This window comes from Bacillus sp. BP-3 (assembly GCF_028401955.1).
In the GTDB taxonomy this organism is placed as follows: Bacteria; Bacillota; Bacilli; order Bacillales; family Bacillaceae_G; genus Bacillus_A.
The window spans coordinates 190865-212083 of the sequence record NZ_JAQOTJ010000008.1; the positions used below are offsets into that span (position 1 = coordinate 190865).

Annotated in this window: 19 protein-coding genes; 14 read left to right on the forward strand and 5 right to left on the reverse strand. The window is 32.8% G+C overall.

The features are described 5' to 3' along the window. Positions 1 to 337 precede the first annotated feature (337 nt). The 3 genes from PLX19_RS14890 to PLX19_RS14900 are packed head-to-tail and all read left to right on the forward strand — an operon-like array spanning position 338 to position 2935. Positions 338 to 1366, forward strand: coding sequence for an ABC transporter ATP-binding protein (locus PLX19_RS14890; RefSeq protein WP_272189441.1), 1029 nt, complete (start codon positions 338 to 340; stop codon positions 1364 to 1366). After that, on the forward strand, positions 1341 to 2129 hold the full coding sequence (locus tag PLX19_RS14895; RefSeq protein ID WP_272189443.1) for an ABC transporter permease: 789 nt from the start codon (positions 1341 to 1343) through the stop codon (positions 2127 to 2129). Before PLX19_RS14890 ends, PLX19_RS14895 begins: the two co-directional genes overlap by 26 nt. Positions 2130 to 2134: 5 nt before the next feature. After that, entirely contained in the window at positions 2135 to 2935 is an 801-nt protein-coding gene (locus tag PLX19_RS14900; RefSeq protein WP_334313767.1) for an ABC transporter permease, read from the forward strand. A gap of 343 nt (positions 2936 to 3278) precedes the next feature. Here PLX19_RS14900 and PLX19_RS14905 read toward each other — a convergent pair whose 3' ends face one another. Then, positions 3279 to 3734, reverse strand: coding sequence for a GNAT family N-acetyltransferase (locus PLX19_RS14905; RefSeq protein WP_272189445.1), 456 nt, complete (start codon positions 3732 to 3734; stop codon positions 3279 to 3281). Between the two features lie 386 nt (positions 3735 to 4120). Between PLX19_RS14905 and PLX19_RS14910 the strand changes: the two genes are divergently transcribed. The 4 genes from PLX19_RS14910 to PLX19_RS14925 all read left to right on the forward strand — a co-directional run bounded on the left by PLX19_RS14910 (position 4121) and on the right by PLX19_RS14925 (position 9480). Next, entirely contained in the window at positions 4121 to 7486 is a 3366-nt protein-coding gene (locus tag PLX19_RS14910; RefSeq protein ID WP_272189475.1) for a glycosyltransferase, read from the forward strand. 327 nt (positions 7487 to 7813) lie between these two features. Beyond that, on the forward strand, positions 7814 to 8404 hold the full coding sequence (locus tag PLX19_RS14915; protein WP_272189446.1) for a DNA alkylation repair protein: 591 nt from the start codon (positions 7814 to 7816) through the stop codon (positions 8402 to 8404). 53 nt (positions 8405 to 8457) lie between these two features. Beyond that, positions 8458 to 8820 carry an MmcQ/YjbR family DNA-binding protein gene (locus PLX19_RS14920; RefSeq protein WP_272189447.1) on the forward strand — a complete coding sequence of 121 codons (363 nt, stop codon included), beginning with the start codon at positions 8458 to 8460 and terminating at the stop codon, positions 8818 to 8820. A gap of 81 nt (positions 8821 to 8901) precedes the next feature. Next, the gene (locus PLX19_RS14925) at positions 8902 to 9480 is read left to right on the forward strand and encodes a cysteine hydrolase family protein (RefSeq protein ID WP_272189448.1); all 579 of its coding nucleotides are present in this window, start codon (positions 8902 to 8904) and stop codon (positions 9478 to 9480) included. Between the two features lie 250 nt (positions 9481 to 9730). Here the strand turns inward: PLX19_RS14925 and PLX19_RS14930 are convergent, their stop codons facing one another. Beyond that, a complete protein-coding gene (locus tag PLX19_RS14930) occupies positions 9731 to 9931 on the reverse strand; it encodes a DUF1657 domain-containing protein (RefSeq protein WP_033797783.1) in 201 nt (66 codons plus the stop codon). A 336-nt stretch (positions 9932 to 10267) separates the two neighbouring features. On the opposite strand from PLX19_RS14930, the gene PLX19_RS14935 reads away from it, so the two are divergent. The 3 genes from PLX19_RS14935 (at position 10268) to PLX19_RS14945 (ending at position 13720) form a co-directional block, all read left to right on the forward strand. Next, the gene (locus PLX19_RS14935) at positions 10268 to 11494 is read left to right on the forward strand and encodes a phospholipase D-like domain-containing protein (protein ID WP_272189451.1); all 1227 of its coding nucleotides are present in this window, start codon (positions 10268 to 10270) and stop codon (positions 11492 to 11494) included. A 607-nt stretch (positions 11495 to 12101) separates the two neighbouring features. Beyond that, positions 12102 to 12479 carry an enoyl-CoA hydratase gene (locus PLX19_RS14940; RefSeq protein ID WP_272189452.1) on the forward strand — a complete coding sequence of 126 codons (378 nt, stop codon included), beginning with the start codon at positions 12102 to 12104 and terminating at the stop codon, positions 12477 to 12479. A 416-nt stretch (positions 12480 to 12895) separates the two neighbouring features. Continuing rightward, positions 12896 to 13720 (forward strand): VanW family protein, encoded by an 825-nt coding sequence (locus PLX19_RS14945; protein ID WP_272189453.1) that lies wholly within the window; start codon positions 12896 to 12898, stop codon positions 13718 to 13720. Between the two features lie 395 nt (positions 13721 to 14115). On the opposite strand, the gene PLX19_RS14950 is transcribed toward PLX19_RS14945, so the two are convergent. Beyond that, positions 14116 to 15363: an MFS transporter gene (locus tag PLX19_RS14950; RefSeq protein ID WP_272189455.1), complete on the reverse strand. Its 1248-nt coding sequence runs from the start codon at positions 15361 to 15363 to the stop codon at positions 14116 to 14118. Between the two features lie 111 nt (positions 15364 to 15474). On the opposite strand from PLX19_RS14950, the gene PLX19_RS14955 reads away from it, so the two are divergent. Next, complete coding sequence (locus PLX19_RS14955) at positions 15475 to 16320, forward strand: LysR family transcriptional regulator (protein ID WP_272189456.1); 846 nt, start codon at positions 15475 to 15477, stop codon at positions 16318 to 16320. Positions 16321 to 16554: 234 nt separating this feature from the next. Here the strand turns inward: PLX19_RS14955 and PLX19_RS14960 are convergent, their stop codons facing one another. Next, the gene (locus PLX19_RS14960; protein ID WP_272189457.1) at positions 16555 to 17100 is read right to left on the reverse strand and encodes a 2'-5' RNA ligase family protein; all 546 of its coding nucleotides are present in this window, start codon (positions 17098 to 17100) and stop codon (positions 16555 to 16557) included. 450 nt (positions 17101 to 17550) lie between these two features. Here PLX19_RS14960 and ycaC point away from each other — a divergent pair, with 450 nt between their 5' ends. Next, positions 17551 to 18186: an isochorismate family cysteine hydrolase YcaC gene (gene ycaC / locus PLX19_RS14965; RefSeq protein WP_272189458.1), complete on the forward strand. Its 636-nt coding sequence runs from the start codon at positions 17551 to 17553 to the stop codon at positions 18184 to 18186. A 517-nt stretch (positions 18187 to 18703) separates the two neighbouring features. After that, positions 18704 to 19519, forward strand: coding sequence for a class D beta-lactamase (gene blaOXA, locus PLX19_RS14970; protein WP_272189459.1), 816 nt, complete (start codon positions 18704 to 18706; stop codon positions 19517 to 19519). A 437-nt stretch (positions 19520 to 19956) separates the two neighbouring features. Here blaOXA and PLX19_RS14975 read toward each other — a convergent pair whose 3' ends face one another. Then, positions 19957 to 20802, reverse strand: a complete 846-nt coding sequence (locus tag PLX19_RS14975) for a hypothetical protein (protein ID WP_272189460.1) — start codon at positions 20800 to 20802, stop codon at positions 19957 to 19959. A gap of 346 nt (positions 20803 to 21148) precedes the next feature. Here PLX19_RS14975 and PLX19_RS14980 point away from each other — a divergent pair. Next, on the forward strand, positions 21149 to 21219 hold a 71-nt coding region (locus PLX19_RS14980; protein ID WP_272187482.1), incomplete at its 3' end, for a helix-turn-helix domain-containing protein.

Genomic DNA, 21219 nt, shown 5'->3' on the forward strand with positions numbered 1-21219 from the left:
GGTGGGCTTTACATCAGAAGAAGAAAAAACTGCATTGATGGTTAGTTTCACTTTATTATGAGAAGACGCATGATTCTGAATAGAATTTGAACTGGAATTATTAATATGACGGATAGACTTAAATTTGTTGATAATATTTAAATGCTCCTGTAAAATTATACTAGTTTCTACTTATGCAAACGTTTTCGTAGATTAGAGATTTTAGCTTGTAAACTACAGTTTTTCTATATTTTATGAGAGGCAGGTGTAAAAAGAATGAAGGGATTTATTTGATTACTATAATACTTCAGTTGTATAACGGCTAATATTCGGAAAAGGGGAAGTAGGAGATTTATAAATGATTGAAGTAAAGAATGTTACGAAGAGCTATAAAATTTTAGAGCGGAAGCCAGGTTTAATGGGTGCAATAAAAGCTTTAATAAAACGTAAGCATTATGATAAACAGGCGGTAAAACCGATTTCTTTTTCTGTTGAAAAAGGGGAAATGGTTGGGTATATCGGATTCAACGGTGCTGGAAAGTCAACCACTATTAAGATGCTGTGTGGAATTTTGACTCCAGATACTGGTGAAATTAAAGTAAATGGAATTATTCCATACAAAAACAGACAAGAAAATGCCAAAAATATTGGAGCAGTTTTTGGACAACGTACACAACTTGCTTGGGATATACCGGTGAGAGAGTCTTTTGAACTATTAAAACATGTTTATGAAATACCAGAAACAAAATATCAGGAAATGTTGCATTTATTTGAAGATGTACTGGATCTTGGGGATTTAATGCTATTACCTGTTCGCCAGCTATCACTCGGACAAAAAATGCGTTGTGAGTTGGCTGCTGCTTTTCTTCATCAACCTTCTGTTGTGTTCCTAGATGAGCCTACAATTGGTCTAGATATTGATGTAAAGGCGAAAATACGTAGTTTTATTAAAGAAATGAATAAGAAATTGGATGCAACAGTTGTATTAACTACACATGATATGCAGGATATAGAAGAGCTTTGTGAGCGGATTATTATTATTGATAAAGGGACTATTATTTATGACGGCGACTTACAAGAACTTAAAGATCGTTTCTCTTATAACCGCATTCTATCTTTAGAATTAGAAGAGCACACAATGTTTGAGATTCCTGTATCATTACAAAATGACATCGTGATTCATAAGAGTAAAACAGAAAATACATCTCATGTAGAACTAAGTTTTCATACAAAGAATGTTTCATCGGAATTTGTGCTGTCAGAACTGGCAAGGCACAACAAGATACTAGACTTAACGATTTCAAATCCGAAATTGGAGACGATTATTAAAGATCTTTATCAGCACGGAGGTGAGGAGTCCCTTGAGAAAATATTGGGAAATGCTTAAAGTGCAGATAAAGCTAGATACTTCCTATGCGGCGTGGTATTGGGCAGGTACGTTTGCAATTATCGTTAAATTATGTACGTTATATTATTTTTGGACTGCTGTTTATGAGAATAAAGAGACTGTTGGAGAACTTTCACTTACGAATATGCTAACATATATGGTTATTGCTTTGTTATTGGAACAATACGTATCTGGAGTAGGGAGCAATTTAGCGAGAATGATTAAACAAGGTGACATAGCAATGGAACTTATGAAGCCCTATCATTTGTTAGATAAACTTGTAGCGATGGATATAGGACAAAAAATTTCTAATTCTATGCGTACAACGTTTCCTATGCTGCTTTTTGCCATCTGGTTTGTAGGGATTCAACTACCACAATCAATAGAGTCTTTTCTATTATTTACGGTAAGTGTAGTTTTTGGTATTTTAATTGGAACTCAATTAGATCTTATTATTGGTATATTAGCTTTTTGGACTGTGAATATATGGGGGCTTCGACTGTTGCGAGAGTCTGTTATTCAGTTTTGTTCCGGTGCACTCGTCCCATTATCACTTTATCCACAATGGTTTCAAGAAATTAGTATGTTTTTACCTTTTCAGTCTATGGTCTATATACCTGTTTCTATTTATACAGGTTCATTATCAGGTACACAGGCCTATATGGCAATTGCGACACAATTCATCTGGTTAATTGTTATAATAGTACTCGTCAGAGTTTTATGGGCTTTAGCAATTCGAAAAATCACAATATTTGGGGGGTGAGTGTATTGTTGCATACTCTTAAACGATATTCATTCTTATACATAGTCTATTTTAAGCAACATTTAAAAGTAATGATGGAATATAAAGTAGACTTTCTAATAGGAATTTCTTCAGTCTTCATTCAACAATTTGCCGCTATCTTTTTTATAAAAGTAGTATTTGATCATATTGAAACTTTAAAAGGATGGAATTTTTATCAAATTCTCTTAATCTACGGAATTGCTTTTGCAGGAAGAGCAATCCATCACATTTTCTTTGATAATTTATGGACAATTGGATGGCAATATATTCGGACAGGAAATTTAGACCGTTTACTTATCCGTCCTATTAACCCTCTGTTCCAAATTATAGCGGAGCGTGTTCAACAAGATGGAATAGGGCAATTGATTATAGGGGGAGTTGTTCTTTATTATTCCATTAGTAATCTAGATATTGCTATTACGTTTGGAAATGTACTGATACTCATCATCATGATCATATCAAGCGGTCTTATCTTTGTTGCATTAAATTTATTTTTTATTACGTTTTCTTTTTGGATGACAGATAGCCTTCCTGTTGTATCAGCAGTATTCAATTTAAGTGATTTTTCACGGTATCCAATTACTATTTATAATAAAGTTATCGCATTTATTTTAACGTTTATTATTCCTTATAGTTTTACATCCTTTTATCCAGCAGCCTTTTTCTTCGATAAGGGATATAAGTGGGTTTCCTTATGTACACCACTCGTTGCGATAATTCTATGTTTCATTGCTTATCGTTTTTGGAAATATGGGCTAAGTGCATTTACTAGTACAGGAAGTTAATCTGGAAAAGGGTATAGTAGTACAAAAAGATACTTTGCAATATTTCATGAAATGGGGAGACCAGCTGAAAATACTTTCTTTTGATAGAATGTATTGCTGCTGATCTCTTTCTCTTTATTAATCTATTAGTTAGTCTATTTTTAATAAATTTTAGGCTCTTGTTTAACAGATTAAAAGCTATAACATAATATATGATTTGCTAATGATTCAAAGTAGGATGTTTTAATAAAATGTCGCAATATGTTTTAGTAATATATCCAATTCCCAATCTACATCTACAAATTAACTATCCGATAAAGTTGCGTTTACATCTTCACTTATAATCCGAAAATAAAGCTTGAAATCACGCGGATTTATCTATTTTCCAATTAATCATTGTTTCTGTAGTATCTATTTTTTTCATGTTTAGTTTTTCTAATACACGAATAGAACCATGATTGTCATATAGTGTTTCAGCTATTATTCTATCAACCTTTGATGTTTTAAAAGCCCATTGAATTAAGGCTCCTACAGATTCTGTTGCATAACCATTATTCCAATAGTTTTCAAGAAAACCATATCCAACTTCTACTGCTTTATTCTTATCGGGTTTTCCCTTAAAACCTATGTCTCCGATAACAACACCGTCTGTTTTTCGAATAACAAGCCAAGTACCCCAATACAATAAAGAGGAATCTTCTTTTAATCTCTTCAAATAAGTTGAGATTTGCGGTCCGTTATCGTATTTCTGATTTATAGCAATTTCAACTGTTTCTTCCGTACACGGTATAATGGTTAGTCTTTTCGTTTCTAATTTCATGGTTATTCCTCCTTGTTATGAAATGCAATCACCTCAATGAAAATAGATGTACAAAACATAAAATCCTCCCCTTTAACAGTTAATATTTCTAATTATATCATTTTTTTGACTTTTTTAATTTGTTTGAATGTATGAATTTCAAAAAACAACCCCCGCAAAATGCTTAATTGGTCCGAATATTGTATTAGGGAAAAAAGAATCATGTTAGTGCATTATATATCGTATTCCCCCTTAGTCTAGGTAAGTAGTATTTATCGTTACTTAAGAAGAAAAAGGATATATATTTGGCAAAGCCAATGAGTGATTAGTTAAGTTGGGAGTCGCCGCTTATTAAAATATTTTATGTTTGTATCAGAAGGAAATAAAAGGAGTATATCAAAGAAATGATGGATAAAACAATGCTGCAAAAGAAAAAACAATCTAAAGTTATTTTTTACGATGCTAAAGGAAGAAGGAAAATATTTTTTAATTGGTTTCTATGTCTTACGATAATTATTATGATTATTGTTTTTTACTTTTTCTTTCGAAGTATTTTATCAGATGTGAATTTTCCGTATAAGAAAACTTCTATAACTCAAGATAAAAAAATTGTACCTATTAATGAAAAACTTAACGATCAGCAATTACAGAAAGAGTTAAAAAATGAAGAATATAAGTACTCTAATAATAAAATAGATAATAAGAATTATTCCCAAGATTCAGAGTTTAATAGTAAACAACCTAAAGAAGTATATGGTTTTTATGTAAACTGGGATGCAAATAGTACGACCTCTTTAAAGGAAAATATTCGGTCATTAACTATGTTAATACCAGAGTGGTATCACTTAAATGCAGATTTAACAATTAGTAGTGAGATTAAACCTGAGATTGTAAAGTTAGCGAAAGAAAATCATGTGAAAATTATGCCTTTAATCAATAACTTTACTCAAAAAGGTTCTGGTTCGGATGCTGCATTAATTCATAAGTTGCTGCGTGCGCCGGCTAATGTACAGACAAAATTTATTAATGATTTAGTAAAACAAATTGAAACCAATCAATTTGCAGGTATTAATATCGACTTTGAGTCAATACCTGAAGAAGATCGAAATGGATTAACAAGATTTATGAAAGAACTTACTACTGTGTTTCATCAACATCATTTGCTTGTGACGCAAGATGTTCCGGCTGCTGATAATACTTTTGATTACGGAGCATTAGCAAAAGAAATAGATCGTATGATTGTGATGATGTATGATGAACACCATCAAACTGGGAGTTCAGGTCCAATCGCTTCAAATAAATGGTTTGAGAATACGCTTAGGCATTTAAATATTCCTGCAGAAAAACTAATAGTTGCTTTCGGGAACTATGGATATGATTGGGAAAGGGATAGTAAGAAACCTGCTAAACCTTTAACTTTTTCGGATATTATGAAGATGACACATGATTCGAATGCAAAAATTCAATGGGATAAGATAAGTGGGAATCCTTATTTTCGATATAGAGAAAGTACACAGGATCATATTGCTTGGTTTTTAGATGGTGTAACTCTTTACAATCAAATGAAAGTAGCATTGAAAAATGATGCAAAAGGATTTGCATTCTGGAGATTGGGAGCTGAGGATCCTACTGTATGGAAATCATTAAGAAATCCAATAGAAATACAAAAGGATCTGAGTCCATTACGTAAAATCGATAGTCTAAATCAAGTAAGTTATTCCGGGCAAGGTGAAATCTTAAAAGTTATGCATGAAGGCCAAACAGGACTTAGGGATTTTAAAGTCGGGAAAGATAATTATCTTACAGATGAAGTGTATCAATCACTTCCATCGTCATATCAAGTGCAACGCTATGGACAACCAAAGGGGAAACAAGTGGTACTAACATTTGATGATGGACCTGATCCTAAATATACGCCGGAAATCTTAGATATATTAAATAGATATAAAATAAAAGCTGATTTCTTTGTAGTTGGTGAAAATGCTCAATTAAATACTAGTATTCTTAAAAGAATATACGATGAAGGGCATGAAATAGGTAATCATACTTTCACACATCCTAACATAGCGGATACTTCTTCATTCCGAACAAAAGTGGAGTTAAATGCCGCTCAACGACTTATTCAAGAAACAACAGGCCACTCATCGATTTTATTTAGACCGCCATATGAAGCGGATGCTGAGCCATATTTACCAAATGAGATACTACCTATTTTGCGTGCTCAAAATATGAACTATACAATGATTGGAGAAAAGGTTGATCCTGAAGACTGGACTAAACCATCAACAAATGAACTGGTAAAACGTGTTCTTAAATCTGTTTATAGTGGTGAAGGGCATGTTATTCTCCTCCATGATGCGGGCGGAGATCGTACTCATACAGTAGAGGCGCTACCAATTATTATTGAAGACTTAAAAAAACATGGATATAACTTTGTGACAATTTCAGATTTAATGGGTAAAAAACGAGATGATGTTATGCCCTCTATTTCTGTTGAGGATAAGCCATACTTATTTTATGATCGAGTTGTTTTTTCAGGTTCAGGATATTTGAATCACATATTCACGACTATTTTTTATATTGCTATTGGATTAGGTATTTTTCGATTCCTATTTTTAATTTATTTTGCGTTTAGGCAAAAAAAGAAAGGTTTATCCCGATTATCTACTAATTCTGCTTATCAACCTTTTGTTAGTGTTGTGATAGCTGCATATAATGAAGAAAAAGTTATTAATAAGACGATTCGTTCTATTTTGGATAGTGATTATCCGGATTTTGAAATTATTGTTGTGGACGATGGATCAAAAGATGGTACGTCAAAAGCAATTCAAGAAGCGTTTCATAACCATTCTAAAGTTTATTTAATCCAAAAAGAAAACGGTGGTAAGGCATCCGCAATGAATTTAGGATTTCAAAAATCGCGAGGAGAAATTATTATTTCATTAGATGCCGATACTGTTATTGCTCAAGATGCTATTTCTTTAATGGTTAGACATTTTAAAGATGATAATGTAGCTGCAGTTTCTGGTAACGTTAAAGTAGGAAATAGACGAAATTTGTTAACTACATGGCAACATGTTGAATACATTACAGGCTTTAATTTAGAGCGAAGGGCTTTTGATGAGTTAAATTGTATTACTGTTGTTCCGGGTGCTATCGGAGCATGGCATAAAAAACGTGTGGAAAAAGCGGGATATTTAAGTGAAGATACACTTGCGGAAGATACGGATCTTACTCTAACATTTTTACGTCAAGGATATCGAATTGTGTATGAAGAAAAAGCATATGCTTATACGGAGTCGCCTGAAGATGTAAAAAGTCTTGTTAAACAGCGATATCGTTGGTCGTATGGAACGCTTCAGTGTCTATGGAAGCATCGAAAAGCTTTATTTAATGTAAAACATAAAACATTAGGATTTATTGTACTGCCAAATATGTGGTTATTCCAATTCATTCTCCAATCGATTTCTCCATTAGCAGATGTATTAATGATTATGGGCATATTTAGTAGTCATCCTTTGAAAGTTTTAGGATTTTACCTTGCATTCTTTGTAATTGACCTTCTAGCTTCACTCTTTGCCTTTCGATTAGAAAAGGAAAATCCTAAGCCGTTAGTCTGGTTAATTTTACAACGCTTTATTTATCGTCAATTTATGACTTATGTTGTAATTAAATCTATAGTTTCTTCTATTCGAGGAGTAGCGGTGGGCTGGAATAAACTGAAGCGCATGGGAAGTGTCGAGGAATCCTCTTGTCATAATAAAGCATCGTAAGAGAGCAGAAAGTCTGCTCTCTTTTTGTTGTTAGTTGAACCGTAACTGTAGCCTAATAGTCATTATTAGTCCTTTTGGCTTGCACTAGGTAATATTAAATGAATTTCATTGAATACAGTTGCGGTATGGGATGGACTTAATCATTAATTAGTAGAAGTTGCAGTATTAAAGCAAAATTTGCGGTTAAATTGATAAATTGTAGATCTGATTTTTCTAACACTAAGTGAAATAATTGCAAGATATAAATTGTTAAAAAAATACATTTAATATAATATTATTAATATAATCCGATGTGCTATGTGTTCATAAGGGGGAGGGGAAAAGTAGTTGGAACTAGACGATATGAACATTACGGCATTAAGAAAATATGCTGGTGAATTTTCTGAGGATAAGAATAGAGAATATATCTTAACAGTAGCTATACAGTTATATGCGACAGGGGTTAGCTCTAAACAAACATATTTTTCTATATTCTTAGTAGGAGAAATTTCACCATATAACATGGAAGCTTTCGACTTTTTAAGATATAAAGTTAGTCAAAATCATGATTGGCGGGCTCAAGAGGTATTAGCCAAAGCATTTGATACGTTTTGTTCTAAAACAGGATATGAAAATGCTCTTCCAATTATAAATGAATGGCTGTCGGATAAGAATGCAAATGTAAGAAGAGCTGTTACAGAAGGATTGCGCGTATGGACAGCAAAACCATTTTTCAAAGAAAATCCTGAAGTTGCAATACAATTACTTTCAAATTTAAAGAATGATCCTAGCGAATATGTAAGGAAGTCGGTTGGAAATGCAATTAGAGATATCTCTAAAAAACACCGAGAGTTAGTACAGAAGGAGTTAATTAATTGGAACTGTAACGAAGCATTTGTATTATTTACTTATCAGATTGCAAGTCGTCATATGATTTGAGATAAATGCTGTTTGGGTTAGTAGTGATAATTTTTTATATAAGGAGTCTAGTTATGGAGAAGCATATATTAGAAGATTATTGTCGAAATCAGCCTGCTGCAACTCATGATTACAAAATAGAATGGCAAGCAGATCGTTATCAAGTGGGAGGTAAAATGTTTGCTATGTTTGGCGGGGATTCAGTAGGAAAGCCTATACTATCATTGAAATGTGATCCTGAGCGTGCTGAATATTTAAGGGAAACATACGAAGGTATTATTCCTGGATATTACTTGAATAAAGTACACTGGAATTCCATTTATTTAGATGCTGATATCCCTAAAGAGTTATGGGAGAAGTTAGTTATTCATTCCTATGAGCTAGTCCTTCAAAAGTTACCTAAAAAGATTCAAAAAGAAATTGGTAGTAGGGAATAGAGCTTGAAACAATGAATGAATGGGATTAAAGGACTAGGAATTAATGATGAGGTAAAGTCATTCTAAGGGGAGGGGAAATACATGCTACATAGATTTGAAAATGCAGCATTAGTAATTATAGATGTTCAGAAAGCATTTAATCATGAAAAATGGGGTAAACGAAATAATTTAGAAGCAGAAAAAAATATTGAAAGTTTACTAAAATTGTGGAGAAAAAAGAAATATCCAGTTATTCATATTCAACATCTATCAGATAATATTCATTCTATCATGCACCCTAGTCATGAGGGTTCTAAATTTAAAGATATGGTAAAACCAATTGAGGGTGAAGTCATTATTCAAAAGAAGGTAAATAGTGCATTTATAGGGACAAACTTGGAAGAATATTTACGTACGAATGGTATTGAAAAGGCTGTGATAGTTGGATTAACTACGCCTCATTGCGTTTCAACTACTACTAGAATGAGTGGTAATTTAGGATTTGATACATATCTTATTTCAGATGCTACCGCTGCGTTTGGAATGAAAGGACCAAATGATATTTACTATAGTGCAGAAGAAATTCATGCTATTTCATTGGCTACCTTGCATGAGGAATTTGCTACGATTCTTACAACTAAAGAGATGATGGAAACTATGGAAATAGGGATCTTAAAATAATTTTTTATAAGTATAGCATCACGTTGTTAGCGAATGATATGTAGTATTTGCAAAGAATTTATATGCTATAAAACAAAAGAGATTAGACCTAGAACACATATTAAATATGTATAATATGTGTTCTTTTTCGTTTTCTATAATATTTTTGTAAGCGTCAAATATCCCCTGTCCATTATTTGTAAAAAAACCATGAAATAATCTCCTTATATACTACACGTGGACGATATTCTATGTGCAAGGTATTATGCTATTACTTGTACTGAGGCTCTTCTTGTTCAATTTGCTGAAGACGAGGGTTTAAAGATTCAATAATTTTTTGAGTTTGTTGTGCTGCACCTTTATATAATTGTTTTGCTTGCTGGTTATCAGTATCAAGAACAAATCCTTCTAGGCATGCTTGAGCACTCTTTAATCCAGCGATAGTTTGTTTAAGTTTAGTGCTTACTGTCATGTAGTATTTCCTCCTTGTAAATGTACTTCAAAATATAGAATTCCTATTTTGTTATCATAGTACGATTTCCAATTTTAGGGTTATGTGAATGAGAAATTTTACAGTTAATTATTCGAAGGAGGCTTTTTTTAGCTACTAGCTACATGAAATACCGTTAAGTGATGTGATGTTAACTTAACGTGAATAGAATATACATAAGAAGAATCTACCATGTAAGAACGTAATTTATTTATATATTATAAAGATTAATTTCACGGATGGATATGGAATAGTTTTGTTCCAATAACAAAAACTAACAGAAAGAAAACGATAATATATAAATAAAGGAGATTAGATATGTTGAAAAAAATAGGGAAAACTTTCCTGGTACTCCTTTTTGTATTTATCGTCGTATGTTTTGTTTTGTTTGTTTGGGATGAATTTGACAGAACAGCAGCTGAACAAAGTGGGAGATTTGTTCAGCAACCTAGCCAATACCCTATTCGTCAAAGTGATATTACTATGTATACAGACGGGAAACAATTAAACAATCAATTATTCTCAGATATAAAGAAAGCAAAATATTACGTGCATATTAACTTTTTCTCTATTGCTGATGATAAAGTAAGTCATCAGTTTTTAGAGTTATTGAAGCAAAAAAGTCAGGAAGGCGTAGAAGTATACTATGCAGTGGACAGGCTAGGTGGAATTTTACTAAAGAAAAAGGAAAGAGAATTATTAGTTAAAAAAGGAGTGCATTTTACGTATTACAATAAGCCTACTTTCCCTTATCTTTCTTCTTCTTTGGATCATCGGAATCACCGTCGTATTTCAGTTATTGATGGAAAGGTTGGGTATATTGGCGGATTTAACATCGACAGGAAATATTTGGGTGAAAAAGAAAAACTTGGTTACTGGAGAGGTTATCACCTTCAAATACGAGGAGAAGGAGTTGAAGATCTAGAACACCAATTTTTGTTAGACTGGAAGAAAAATTCAGAGAAACCGATTCCGATACACAGTGCGATAAAGGAAAAGGGAGCAACCTCGCATCGATTTACTGCATATTATAGCGGAGAAAAACTTGGACAAGATTATGCAATGCTGTTTCAACAAGCGAAAGATTCCATCATTATATTAACACCTTATTTTATACCAAAAGACAGAACTATTTGGAACGCATTAGTAGATGCAAGAAAGAGGGGAGTCCGTGTCAAAATTCTGTTCTCACCTCATTCGGATGCACTGTTAGTTAAAGAAGCGGCGTATCCATACATCCGAAAAGCATTAAAACAGGGAATAGAAGTATATGGTTATAAAAAGGGAGTGTTACACGGTAAAGTATTTTTGATTGATGAAAAAGTATTGATGGTTGGGACCGTGAATTTTGATTCGCGCTCGTTTCATTTAAATGAAGAAATGAACTGTTATATTCATGACCCTGTCTATATTTCGAAAATAAAGCCAGTCATTAATGAAGACTTACAAAATTCAAAGCGAGTAACATCCTCTGACGTCAATCAATTATCTATAAAAGAAAAAATGAAAGAAAAGGTTGCAAAAATGTTTGAGTATTATTTGTAAAAATAAAGTATTTTTATATTAAGGAGTAGTAAACTGCATTTTACTAGAATAAATTAAATTACTGACACATTGGTGAAGCTTAGTAATGCAATTAATCAAAATCAAAAAATTGATAACCAATGTGAGCAGAATAGATGGATACACCGAGAAAACTTTATTTTAAAGGAACTGAAAAAATTTTATGAATGAGTATGGATATGATTTGTCTTCTGCAATCAGTAGCTTTAATGAAATAACATGGGGTTCGCCAGATATTTAGCAACAAAATTTTAAAATGTTAAAAGAAATATTGAATTGTTGAATCAAAAAGAGGTTTTCCGAATAATTTCGCGTGGAAAACCCCTTTTAAGCATTTAAATATCTAATTCAAGCTACACTCTAGTTTTTTTGCGGATACCCTTATTTTAAATAGTGTCTTTTTGTTTCTTGCTAAATAAGAATTCTCAAAATATTTTTGATTAAACTTTATTAAGGTGGTTTTAACATTTCGTATCTTCTTTTATCATGTCTCTGTATAACGATTGTAAGAATAATCTGATATTAATTAACTGTGTATTCGAACAGTGAAATTAAGTGAATCATGAAATGTTTTTGAGGAGGGATATTGATGGGATTACAAGTAGGCGAAAAAATCACCTTTGAGCGAACATTTACAAAAGAAGATGTTGTATTATTTACGAAGGTATCAAAGGATGAAGGTGTTCATCATGTGACACCAGATGAACAAGGGCGATTTGTTGTACAAGGACTTTTAACATCAACACTCCCTACGAAAGTTGGCAGTGATTATAATGTATTGGCTCATAAGATGGATTTTGAATTCTTTCGCCCGGTTTTTAGTGGTGATACGATCTGTTGTGATGTAATTATTGAACAATTTGAACTGGATGAAAAAAATCGTACAAAAATTACTGCGGTGTTTACATGTATGAATCAACTTGAAAAAGAAGTATTAAAAGGAAGTTTCTCAGGCATAATTCTTTAATCATTTATAAAAATATGTAGTCAGAGCAATCTTTGGGTTAATTGGTGTAATTGATAAACTAGGTTCTGGAATCCAAAACTTTGAAATTTCTAACGCTCGCTCCATATCCCTTCTCCTATTCCATCATTCTTCTACAATATGCATGTAGTTTAGATTGCATAAAGGCATCTATATTATTTTTCGACAAAAACGACTTCGATTCTTTTGAGGTAAGACATGTTGTAGATCATATCGTATTGAAAATGGTTCGGTTTAAAGCGGAAATTACGGTTAAACCGGTGACTTGTGAATCTGACTTTTCTGATGATAAGTGAAAAGTTGTAAGATATTAATTGTTAAAAAAATACAATCGGTATGATACTATTAATATAACTTAATTTGTTAGATGAATAATATATAAAGGGGCTCAACTCTTAATGGCAAGAAAATTATTAACACAAAGGTTTCCTTTTTTAATTCCTATTAGAATCAGACAACGTAGGCTGTTTAAAAAAATAAGTGATCATCTTGAAGGCCATATATTTTCAAAAGCATTTGAGCAAAATCCATTACCTTACAGGATTTATAAACATAAATCTTTGCTTATTAGAAAGTTAGGTGATACGGATATACAGTTGCAATATAACAAAATCACCAATCTAAAGCTAGCTATCTGCAAAATAAATCAGGTTGTAATTAAACCGGGAGAAACATTTTCATTTTGGCATCTTGTTGGCAATTCCAGTGAAAAGGCTGGATATAAAGAAGGTATTATTCTAATGAATGGTGAAGCGATAAAGGGAATAGGGGGTGGTCTCTGTCAGTTAGGGAATCTTCTCTACTGGATGTTTCTTCATACAGAATTGGAAACAGTGGAAAGATATCGTCATAGTTTCGATCCATTCCCTGACTATGGACGTGTGATTCCATTTGGAACAGGCGCCACTTTGATGAATGGTATTATTGACCTCAAATTAAAAAACAATTCAAACATTTCTTATCAAGTTAATCTACATATTGACGAAGAATACATTTACGGAGAAATTAAGGCATCTCAGTATCCTCCATATAAGTATTCTATCGTTGAAGAAGATCATCGTTTTGTAAAAAAAGCAGATGGCCAAGTATACAGACAAAATAAAATTTATAAAAAAATAGTTGATCGTGTCACAGGTAACTTAGTTGCCAAAGAACTAGTCATGGAAAGTGATTGTTTAGTAAAATATGAAGTTGATGATGAGAAAATTGCGGTTTCTTTATAGACAAGGATTTTCACTCATCTAAAGATATTTGAAAAAGCTACATAGATAGTTTTAAAATAAAATCTTCCAGGGCAAAAAATATGGTTGAAGTGAATTTTTTAAATACTAAATCGAATGTAAGCAGTAAGTAATATTTCATACATGGGCCCTAGGATAGAATTGTGAAGTCAGCTATCCTAGGGATCTTTCTATTGTGTTTTTGATTTTGGAACGAAACAAGTAGATGGTAAATCAAGGAGTCCATGGAAGTAGTTTTGCTATTATCCTTGGGTTATTTAAGTCACCATTCGGCATTTGTTCAAGCATGTACTTCAAGTTTTCATATCGCATCAGCCAGTAAAGAGGATGATCTAGGATATGTAATAATTACAATATAGATGTTTAGAATAAAATTATTAAACTGATAAGAATTTTTGAGTACGTAATTGTTTGTTACGATATTCGGTAATGGTTAACCATATACCACTCAAAACAATGAGAAAAGCTAAGATACAGAATGGAGCAGTATAGCTATGTAAATAGTCAACAAGTATACCAAACAACGCAGGTGCAAGTACAATAGCAAATTGATTTAATGTTAAAGCAAAACTTACAGTTAAACCGATAAACTGCGGATCTGATTTTTCTGATACTAAAATGATAAATAAACTAAACCACCCGATAGCAAAGAAACCAAGAAAGAAGTATAAGATTATAAGTGACCCAAAAGTTATATAAGATATGAAATAGCTCATACAAAGAAGCAATAAGACAGTGATACCGATAGTTATTTGTAAGGGAGTGACACGATTTCCTTTACATACAGTATCACTAGCCCACGCTAAAAGAACCCTCCCGATCATTCCACCTAGCAATACTACACTTAATAATGTTCCAGCATGGTGAAGACTCGTATGAACTTCGTTTGTAAGATAACTCATTAGATGGGCAACGAGCACCATTTGTAGGGACATCATTGTTATTCCAGTTAGAAAGGCAGGATAGAGAGAAGAGTTTCTTTGTACCTTCTTTAATTTTGTAAGGAAGGAAACGGCTTCTGCCTTTTGAATAGGGGAATGATCATCAGGATAAAATAAGATGAACAATAAGCCGCCACAAATAGGTGCAATCGCTTGCACAAGGATGACAGAAGATAACCCATAATTATAAAAAAAGAAAGGGAGAGTACTAGAAGCTAAAGCACCTCCAATCGGAATCCCAGTTTGACGGACACCCATCGCAAGTCCTCTACGCTGAGGAGGAAACCACTTTACAATAGCCTTACTACCTCCAGGTTGTGCCGTTCCATACCAGACTCCTACAAATAGCAAAATAACAACTACATATGTGTAATTTGTGACTGGATAGGCAAATAACATACTCACTCCAAGTAAGATAGAACCTCCACCTACAATCCATCTTTCGCCATATCGATCCATTAAGTTTCCGAAAAACAGCATCGAGAAGATCGGTCCAATATTTACAGCTGATACAAGTAACCCAGTTTGAAACTGAGATAGGTGATGCACTTGCTGCCATAAAGAAGCTAAAGGACCAATCCCGTACGTAACAAACGTAGCAAATGTTTGTGAAATAGTTGCAATTAATAAAATAATCCATTTGTAAGAACTAGTGGAATCATTTTTAGTTTGTTGTCTCTGCATTTTTATCATAACCTCCTCTTGCTTTAATTGTATGAATATAGAGGTATCATGTAAAATAAACAATAAAGATAAAAGATATCAAAAAAAATGATATCTTAAGAGGTGAGTTATGTGGATATTAAAGATTTGACTGTATTTATAAAGGTAGCTGAAGAAGGAAGTATATCGAGAGCAGCAAAATCACTAAACTATGTTCAATCAAATGTGACTATGAAAATGAAACAGCTAGAAGATGAGCTGGGGGTTCCTTTATTTTATCGGAATGGAAAGGGAGTTACTTTAAATTCTAATGGTGAGATTTTGTTAACATATGCTAGGAAAATTTTAGATCTAACTGAGCAATCAATCAGATTGGTACAAAGTAATCAATCTAAACCTCTTGGTACGCTGAAGATTGGATCTACCAACTCTACAGCTGCAGTTCGTTTACCTCCGCTTCTAAAAAACTATTATGAAAATTATCCTGAGGTTGAATTAGTATTAGAAACTCATACAAGTACTGAGCTAACTCAACTTGTACTTGAACGTAAACTAGAAGGGGCATTCATTGTTGAAGATGTTCATCATCCAGATTTAACTTCCCTTTGGTTTTGTGAGGAAGAACTAACGATTATTAGTCACCAGCCTTTACATACTTTGCAAGAGCTTGATAAAGTCACTATGTTAGCATTTGGGAACGGTTGTCACTATCGGAATAGGGTAGAAAGGTGGTTAAAAGAAGAAGGTATTTATCCAAAGCGTGTATTAGAATTCGGTACGATTGAAGCAATCATCGGTTGTGTGAAAGCTGGAATGGGCATTGCTGTCATGGTCAAATCAATTTTGAAAGACCATGAACAGTCTTTAATTATGACTGATTTACATGAGAAGTATTCCAAAGTACCGACTTATTTTATTATGAGAAAAGATGTACTTTTTTCGGCTGCTCTTCAGAAATTTGTTGAGATGATTAAATAAAATGCTGTGTGGCTTAATTCTGGTTATTGAGGATCAGTTTAGCAGCGGCATATAGGATAGAGGCCCTCAAGGTCGTCTATGAATGAAATTATAAGTTTCGCCGTAAATGGTTGTTTTCGTTAAAATATTCTACTGTACTAGAGATATGGGAAATTGTATTGAAATTTAGTATATAGTCAGTAGTAACTTACAATAACTGTTTTCTTCATGATCATGAAGAAAACAGTTCATACTTTACACTTGAGCACGCTTTTTAAGAGGGATATCTAGATAGTTTACATATTTGTTTGTTTCTTTTTCTTGATATATCCTAATGAAGTTCACTTCAAATGTAGGATAAGGGCTGAGTTCTTTTTCAGTTATTGTAGCCATATTTTTTAATTCTTTACTAGATAACCCCCAATGTGTTTGTCCCATTGTTAAATGAGGTACATAATTATCTAGTTCCATATATCTTTTTATCAACTCATTATCAGGAGAAATCGCATTAACAATTTTTTGATGTAATTCAAAAATTTTTTCTGATGTAACACTTAGGAATAGGACACTTTCACCAAAAAATTTTGGTGGATTTAGGGAGACATTGAACACAAAAAAACTTGCACAAACCTTTTTCAATTTTTCAATCCATTCTAAATCAGCAGTTAAACCACCTTGAGCTTTTACTGTAATGTGTGGCTCAACAACATCGACAAGTAAATTATTCTCCCATTGATGTTGAACTTTAATTATTTTTTCTTTATATTCGTCTGGAGGTACGATCCCAATAAAATATTGCATATGTATTCTCCCTTTTTATTGTTAATTTAAATATGTGTACTTAAATATAATTTTTTGTAGATTAGTTTCAATTCAGCTCTCTTAATCTTAATTTTTATAATTATCTTAACATGATTTCGAAAAAAATATAAAATTTAAATTTTTTGGTGTATAAAGTTGTGAGGACAACAAGCTAACTTTGGTATAAGCACATAAGAAATAGGATGAGGTGTGAGTTGAAGTTCAGATTTCTATGAAAAGAGGGTTTTCTACCAGGATTACAAATAAAAATATAAAAATTGTGGTGGATAAATCATTTTGAACCTTATACATATCGACTATCTTTGTTGAGAAATAAATTAATTACTTAACAATAAAAGGAAAATTATTGTAAAAAGCGAATGAGATTTAAGAAGAATTTGCCAATATATGAATTTTCTTCTATTACGTTAGTTTAAGGAGGACTATAAAATGTCTGATCTCTATTCTCGTCTTTCCAAAAATGATGCCGCTGTTCTTTTAGTGGATCATCAAACTGGTCTTATTTCCAGCCTAGTGCGTGATTATGGTGTTGATGAATTTAAGAACAATGTTTTGGCTCTTGCTAATACCGCTAAGTTTTTTGATTTACCAGTCATTTTAACAACAAGCTTTGAAAACGGCCCGAACGGCCCACTAATACAAGAATTGGTTGAGCTCTTTCCTGATGCACCGAAAATAGCTCGGCCTGGACAAATTAATGCATGGGATAATGAAGAATTCGTTAAAGCCATTGAAGTAACAGGTAAAAAGCAACTAATTATCGCAGGGGTTGTAACTGATGTTTGTGTTGCGTTCCCAGCACTATCTGCTGTAAACGCAGGATATGAGGTATTCGTTGTAACTGATGCATCAGGGACTTTTAGTAAACAAGTTGCAGATGCTGCCCTTATGCGTATGGCTCATGGAGGAGTCCAATTAATGAACTGGTTTAGTGTTGCAGCAGAATTACATCGTGATTGGCGAAATGACGTTGAAGGCTTTGGTGCTTTACTTACTAAACATCTTCCTAGTTATCAAAATATCATGGAAAGCTATATGAGAGCTCAAAGAGAGCTTAGCAAGTAAAATGACTTAACTTAATAGTTGTACTGTTTCATTTTTTGATTTTGTATCTCTATATTTATTTTTTATGTGATTCTGTCTAACTGTAGCTTTGAAATAAAGTTCAATAAATCATAAAAAAGTCTGATTGTTTATAATAAAGTTTAATCAACAATCCTGTATTGATATGCAGGATTGTTTCTTATTCAGCAATCGGGTCATTTAGGTGAATAAGAGGTCACATAAAACCTTGCCTTTTTATACAACCATCAAATGTACTTGAGTGTGCGCAAACACTTATTTATCAAGGGAATAAATTATGCTAAGTTAAATTCTCTTGGCATCCAAGGGTTTATTGATGGAGAACTTCTGTTAGGATGAATTATATAAACTTCACACTAAGTAAATACATGTTAAAAACAGGGGGAGATATGAATTTTTTGATTTTATCATTATAGCTATCACTCACTTGTTTGTTATTGAATTTTCTGAATCTAAACAATAGAATATACCTGTCAAATAATTTAATGAGGTGTCTGAAATGAGAAAATTGATTTATCTGTTCTTTTTTATACTGTTTACAGGGATAATAGGTTTTACAGCTGAAGCTCAAACATTAAGTAAAGAAGTTACTTCTAAAGAAAAACTTAATGTTAAAAAATTAGATGTCGCTGAATATTTCTCTGATCATAATGGAACGTTTATATTGCGTGATGTTAAAACTGGAGAAACCTTTGTCTACAATCAGGAAAGAGCTAACACAAGACAAACTCCGGAATCTACATTTAAGGTCCCTAATGCCTTAATTGGTTTACAAGTCAAGGCTGTTCGAGATGAGTATGATGTAAAACGATGGGATGGCGTAAAACGTGAATTTGATACATGGAACCATGACCATACCCTTGGATCGGCTATGCGTGAATCAGCTATTTGGTATTACCAGGAAATGGCTAGGGATATTGGAGAGCAACGTATGAATGATTGGATACAAAAAATCTCGTATGGAAACGAGGATATTAGTGGAGGAATCGACCATTTCTGGTTAAGCAGCACTTTAAAAATTAGTCCTCTTGAACAAGTTGATTTTATGGAGAAGTTGTATAAAGAAGAGCTTCCGTTTGATAGACCTGTAATGAAAACTGTTAAGCGAATGATGATCCAAGAAGAAGGGGATTACTACACACTTTACGGAAAAACGGGGACAAGATTGTCTGATTTAGGATTAGGCTGGTTTGTTGGATTTATAAAAATAGACAATCGTTCTTATGTCTTTGTAACAAACATTGATAGTACGGGTACAAAAGCTAAAAACATCACATTGGATATCTTAAAGAAGTACCGCTTAATTACAGAATAGAAAGGATATAATATACTGATTTTTCAATGCATGATATCTATATACAGTAAGCTGAAAAAGAAATATGTTTTTTATGTTGTTTGGCAATCAGGCGCGATTCTGGAGGGACACAGATAGAAAATGATTAAACTTTATTTCAAAGCTACAATGACTATAAAAGTCTTGTTCTAACTTAACTAAAGCTAAATTATCTCCAACAACTGTTAAGTGTTTAAGGTCTGTTTTTGAAGAATTCTTGCTTAAACGTATGAAGTGTTGCTTTACTTGTTCTTGACTATAAGGAGAAACAATATATATCTTAATAAATCATCTGTTTTGTTCGATTCTAGAGTTTTAATAAAATTTTTAATAACTTTTTGAGCCTCGTTTTCTAGCGTAGTTGCTTTATGTAATGAGTAGGGGGAAAGATAAGAGGTGCAAATTGCACCTCTCAGTTTTTAGTTGGAAAAGTGTTTTTTCTTTTCTTCAAGTTTGTCAATTAATTCATTAAAATTTTGAACTACATCTGGCATCGATAATTGCTTTGCTAATAAACGCCCTTTGTGAATGGATTTAGAGGCTTCTTCTAATAAATTTGCTTTTATTTGAGCATCTGCGAGACAGTACCAATAAAACCAGGCATCCATTGCAGAAATTTTATTGGTATAGAATTTTTCAATAATAGGATAGTATTGAGTATATAATCCTTCATTAAAAATCAATGTTTTACCATTCCATTTTAATGTATCTACAAGATAACTATCAGCAAGATACCACTGCCAAACTGCTAAACCTACCTTTTGGTTTCCGTTCAAAATATCCATCTTATGATAAGGGACTTCGGCAATCTTTTTAAATGAGTTATCATTCCACTGGAACACTTCAAGTTTATTTCCTGCTGCTGCACCAATTGTGACACCGAATAAATATTCTTTTATACCATCACCAGTAATATCGACTAGACTTGAAAAATCCAAACCTACGCCTTGCGTTTTTGTCTCCCAAATTTTTTGCCAATTATTATTTTCTCTCTTTAAAACCATTACTCCAAACTGAGAAGGTTGATCTTTTTCTTTTAATTGAAAAGTAACGATTATTTCTTTCCGCCCATCGTGGTTGAAGTCGTAGAGTTGAATTGGTGGTGTAGAGGGAGGATTTTCAGGGCTTACAAGTACCGAGTTTGACGGTTTAAACTCCTTAACAATTTTCATTAGACTGTTTTTTTGGCTCTCGTTAGCAAAAATAAGTATCGAAGAAGAATTTAAAATTCCTAATGAGAGTAAGATAATTAGCATTATTTTCATTTTTAAATAGCCCCTTTAGAGTGGTATTAAAGGTTATAATTCCCTGACATTAATTTTCCTATCATCCCCGTAACTTTTTCAGTAGGAAAATCGTTATATAAATTGAATGCTAATTTTATTTAAAATAGGGGAGAATACTCCCACCTCAAGGAATGTGAAGGGCGTATCCCAATGAGTAGGCGGGGGATGAATCGCCTTCGGACAAGAGATGGCTATTTACCATCTTGATTGTCCGACTGTCCGAGTGCTACTTGTAATTCTAAAAGAATGTTAGGGAATTGTAATACTACTGTTCGTTTTTCTATGTCTTCACCTCTAAAATTATATACATAAGGAGGTCAAAGTCATGATTGTTAATAAAGCATATAAATTCCGTATATACCCAAACAAAAAACAAGAAATTTTAATCGCTAAGAC

Excerpts from the sequence above, each read along its gene's own strand:
- PLX19_RS14890 (WP_272189441.1), top strand. The coding sequence starts at position 338 with ATGATTGAAGTAAAGAATGTTACGAAGAGCTATAAAATTTTAGAGCGG.
- PLX19_RS14905 (WP_272189445.1), bottom strand. The coding sequence starts at position 3,734 with ATGAAATTAGAAACGAAAAGACTAACCATTATACCGTGTACGGAAGAA.
- PLX19_RS14910 (WP_272189475.1), top strand. The coding sequence starts at position 4,121 with ATGGATAAAACAATGCTGCAAAAGAAAAAACAATCTAAAGTTATTTTT.
- PLX19_RS14920 (WP_272189447.1), top strand. The coding sequence starts at position 8,458 with ATGGAGAAGCATATATTAGAAGATTATTGTCGAAATCAGCCTGCTGCA.
- PLX19_RS14925 (WP_272189448.1), top strand. The coding sequence starts at position 8,902 with ATGCTACATAGATTTGAAAATGCAGCATTAGTAATTATAGATGTTCAG.
- PLX19_RS14930 (WP_033797783.1), bottom strand. The coding sequence starts at position 9,931 with ATGACAGTAAGCACTAAACTTAAACAAACTATCGCTGGATTAAAGAGT.
- PLX19_RS14935 (WP_272189451.1), top strand. The coding sequence starts at position 10,268 with ATGTTGAAAAAAATAGGGAAAACTTTCCTGGTACTCCTTTTTGTATTT.
- PLX19_RS14940 (WP_272189452.1), top strand. The coding sequence starts at position 12,102 with ATGGGATTACAAGTAGGCGAAAAAATCACCTTTGAGCGAACATTTACA.
- PLX19_RS14945 (WP_272189453.1), top strand. The coding sequence starts at position 12,896 with ATGGCAAGAAAATTATTAACACAAAGGTTTCCTTTTTTAATTCCTATT.
- PLX19_RS14950 (WP_272189455.1), bottom strand. The coding sequence starts at position 15,363 with ATGCAGAGACAACAAACTAAAAATGATTCCACTAGTTCTTACAAATGG.
- PLX19_RS14960 (WP_272189457.1), bottom strand. The coding sequence starts at position 17,100 with ATGCAATATTTTATTGGGATCGTACCTCCAGACGAATATAAAGAAAAA.
- ycaC (WP_272189458.1), top strand. The coding sequence starts at position 17,551 with ATGTCTGATCTCTATTCTCGTCTTTCCAAAAATGATGCCGCTGTTCTT.
- blaOXA (WP_272189459.1), top strand. The coding sequence starts at position 18,704 with ATGAGAAAATTGATTTATCTGTTCTTTTTTATACTGTTTACAGGGATA.
- PLX19_RS14975 (WP_272189460.1), bottom strand. The coding sequence starts at position 20,802 with ATGAAAATAATGCTAATTATCTTACTCTCATTAGGAATTTTAAATTCT.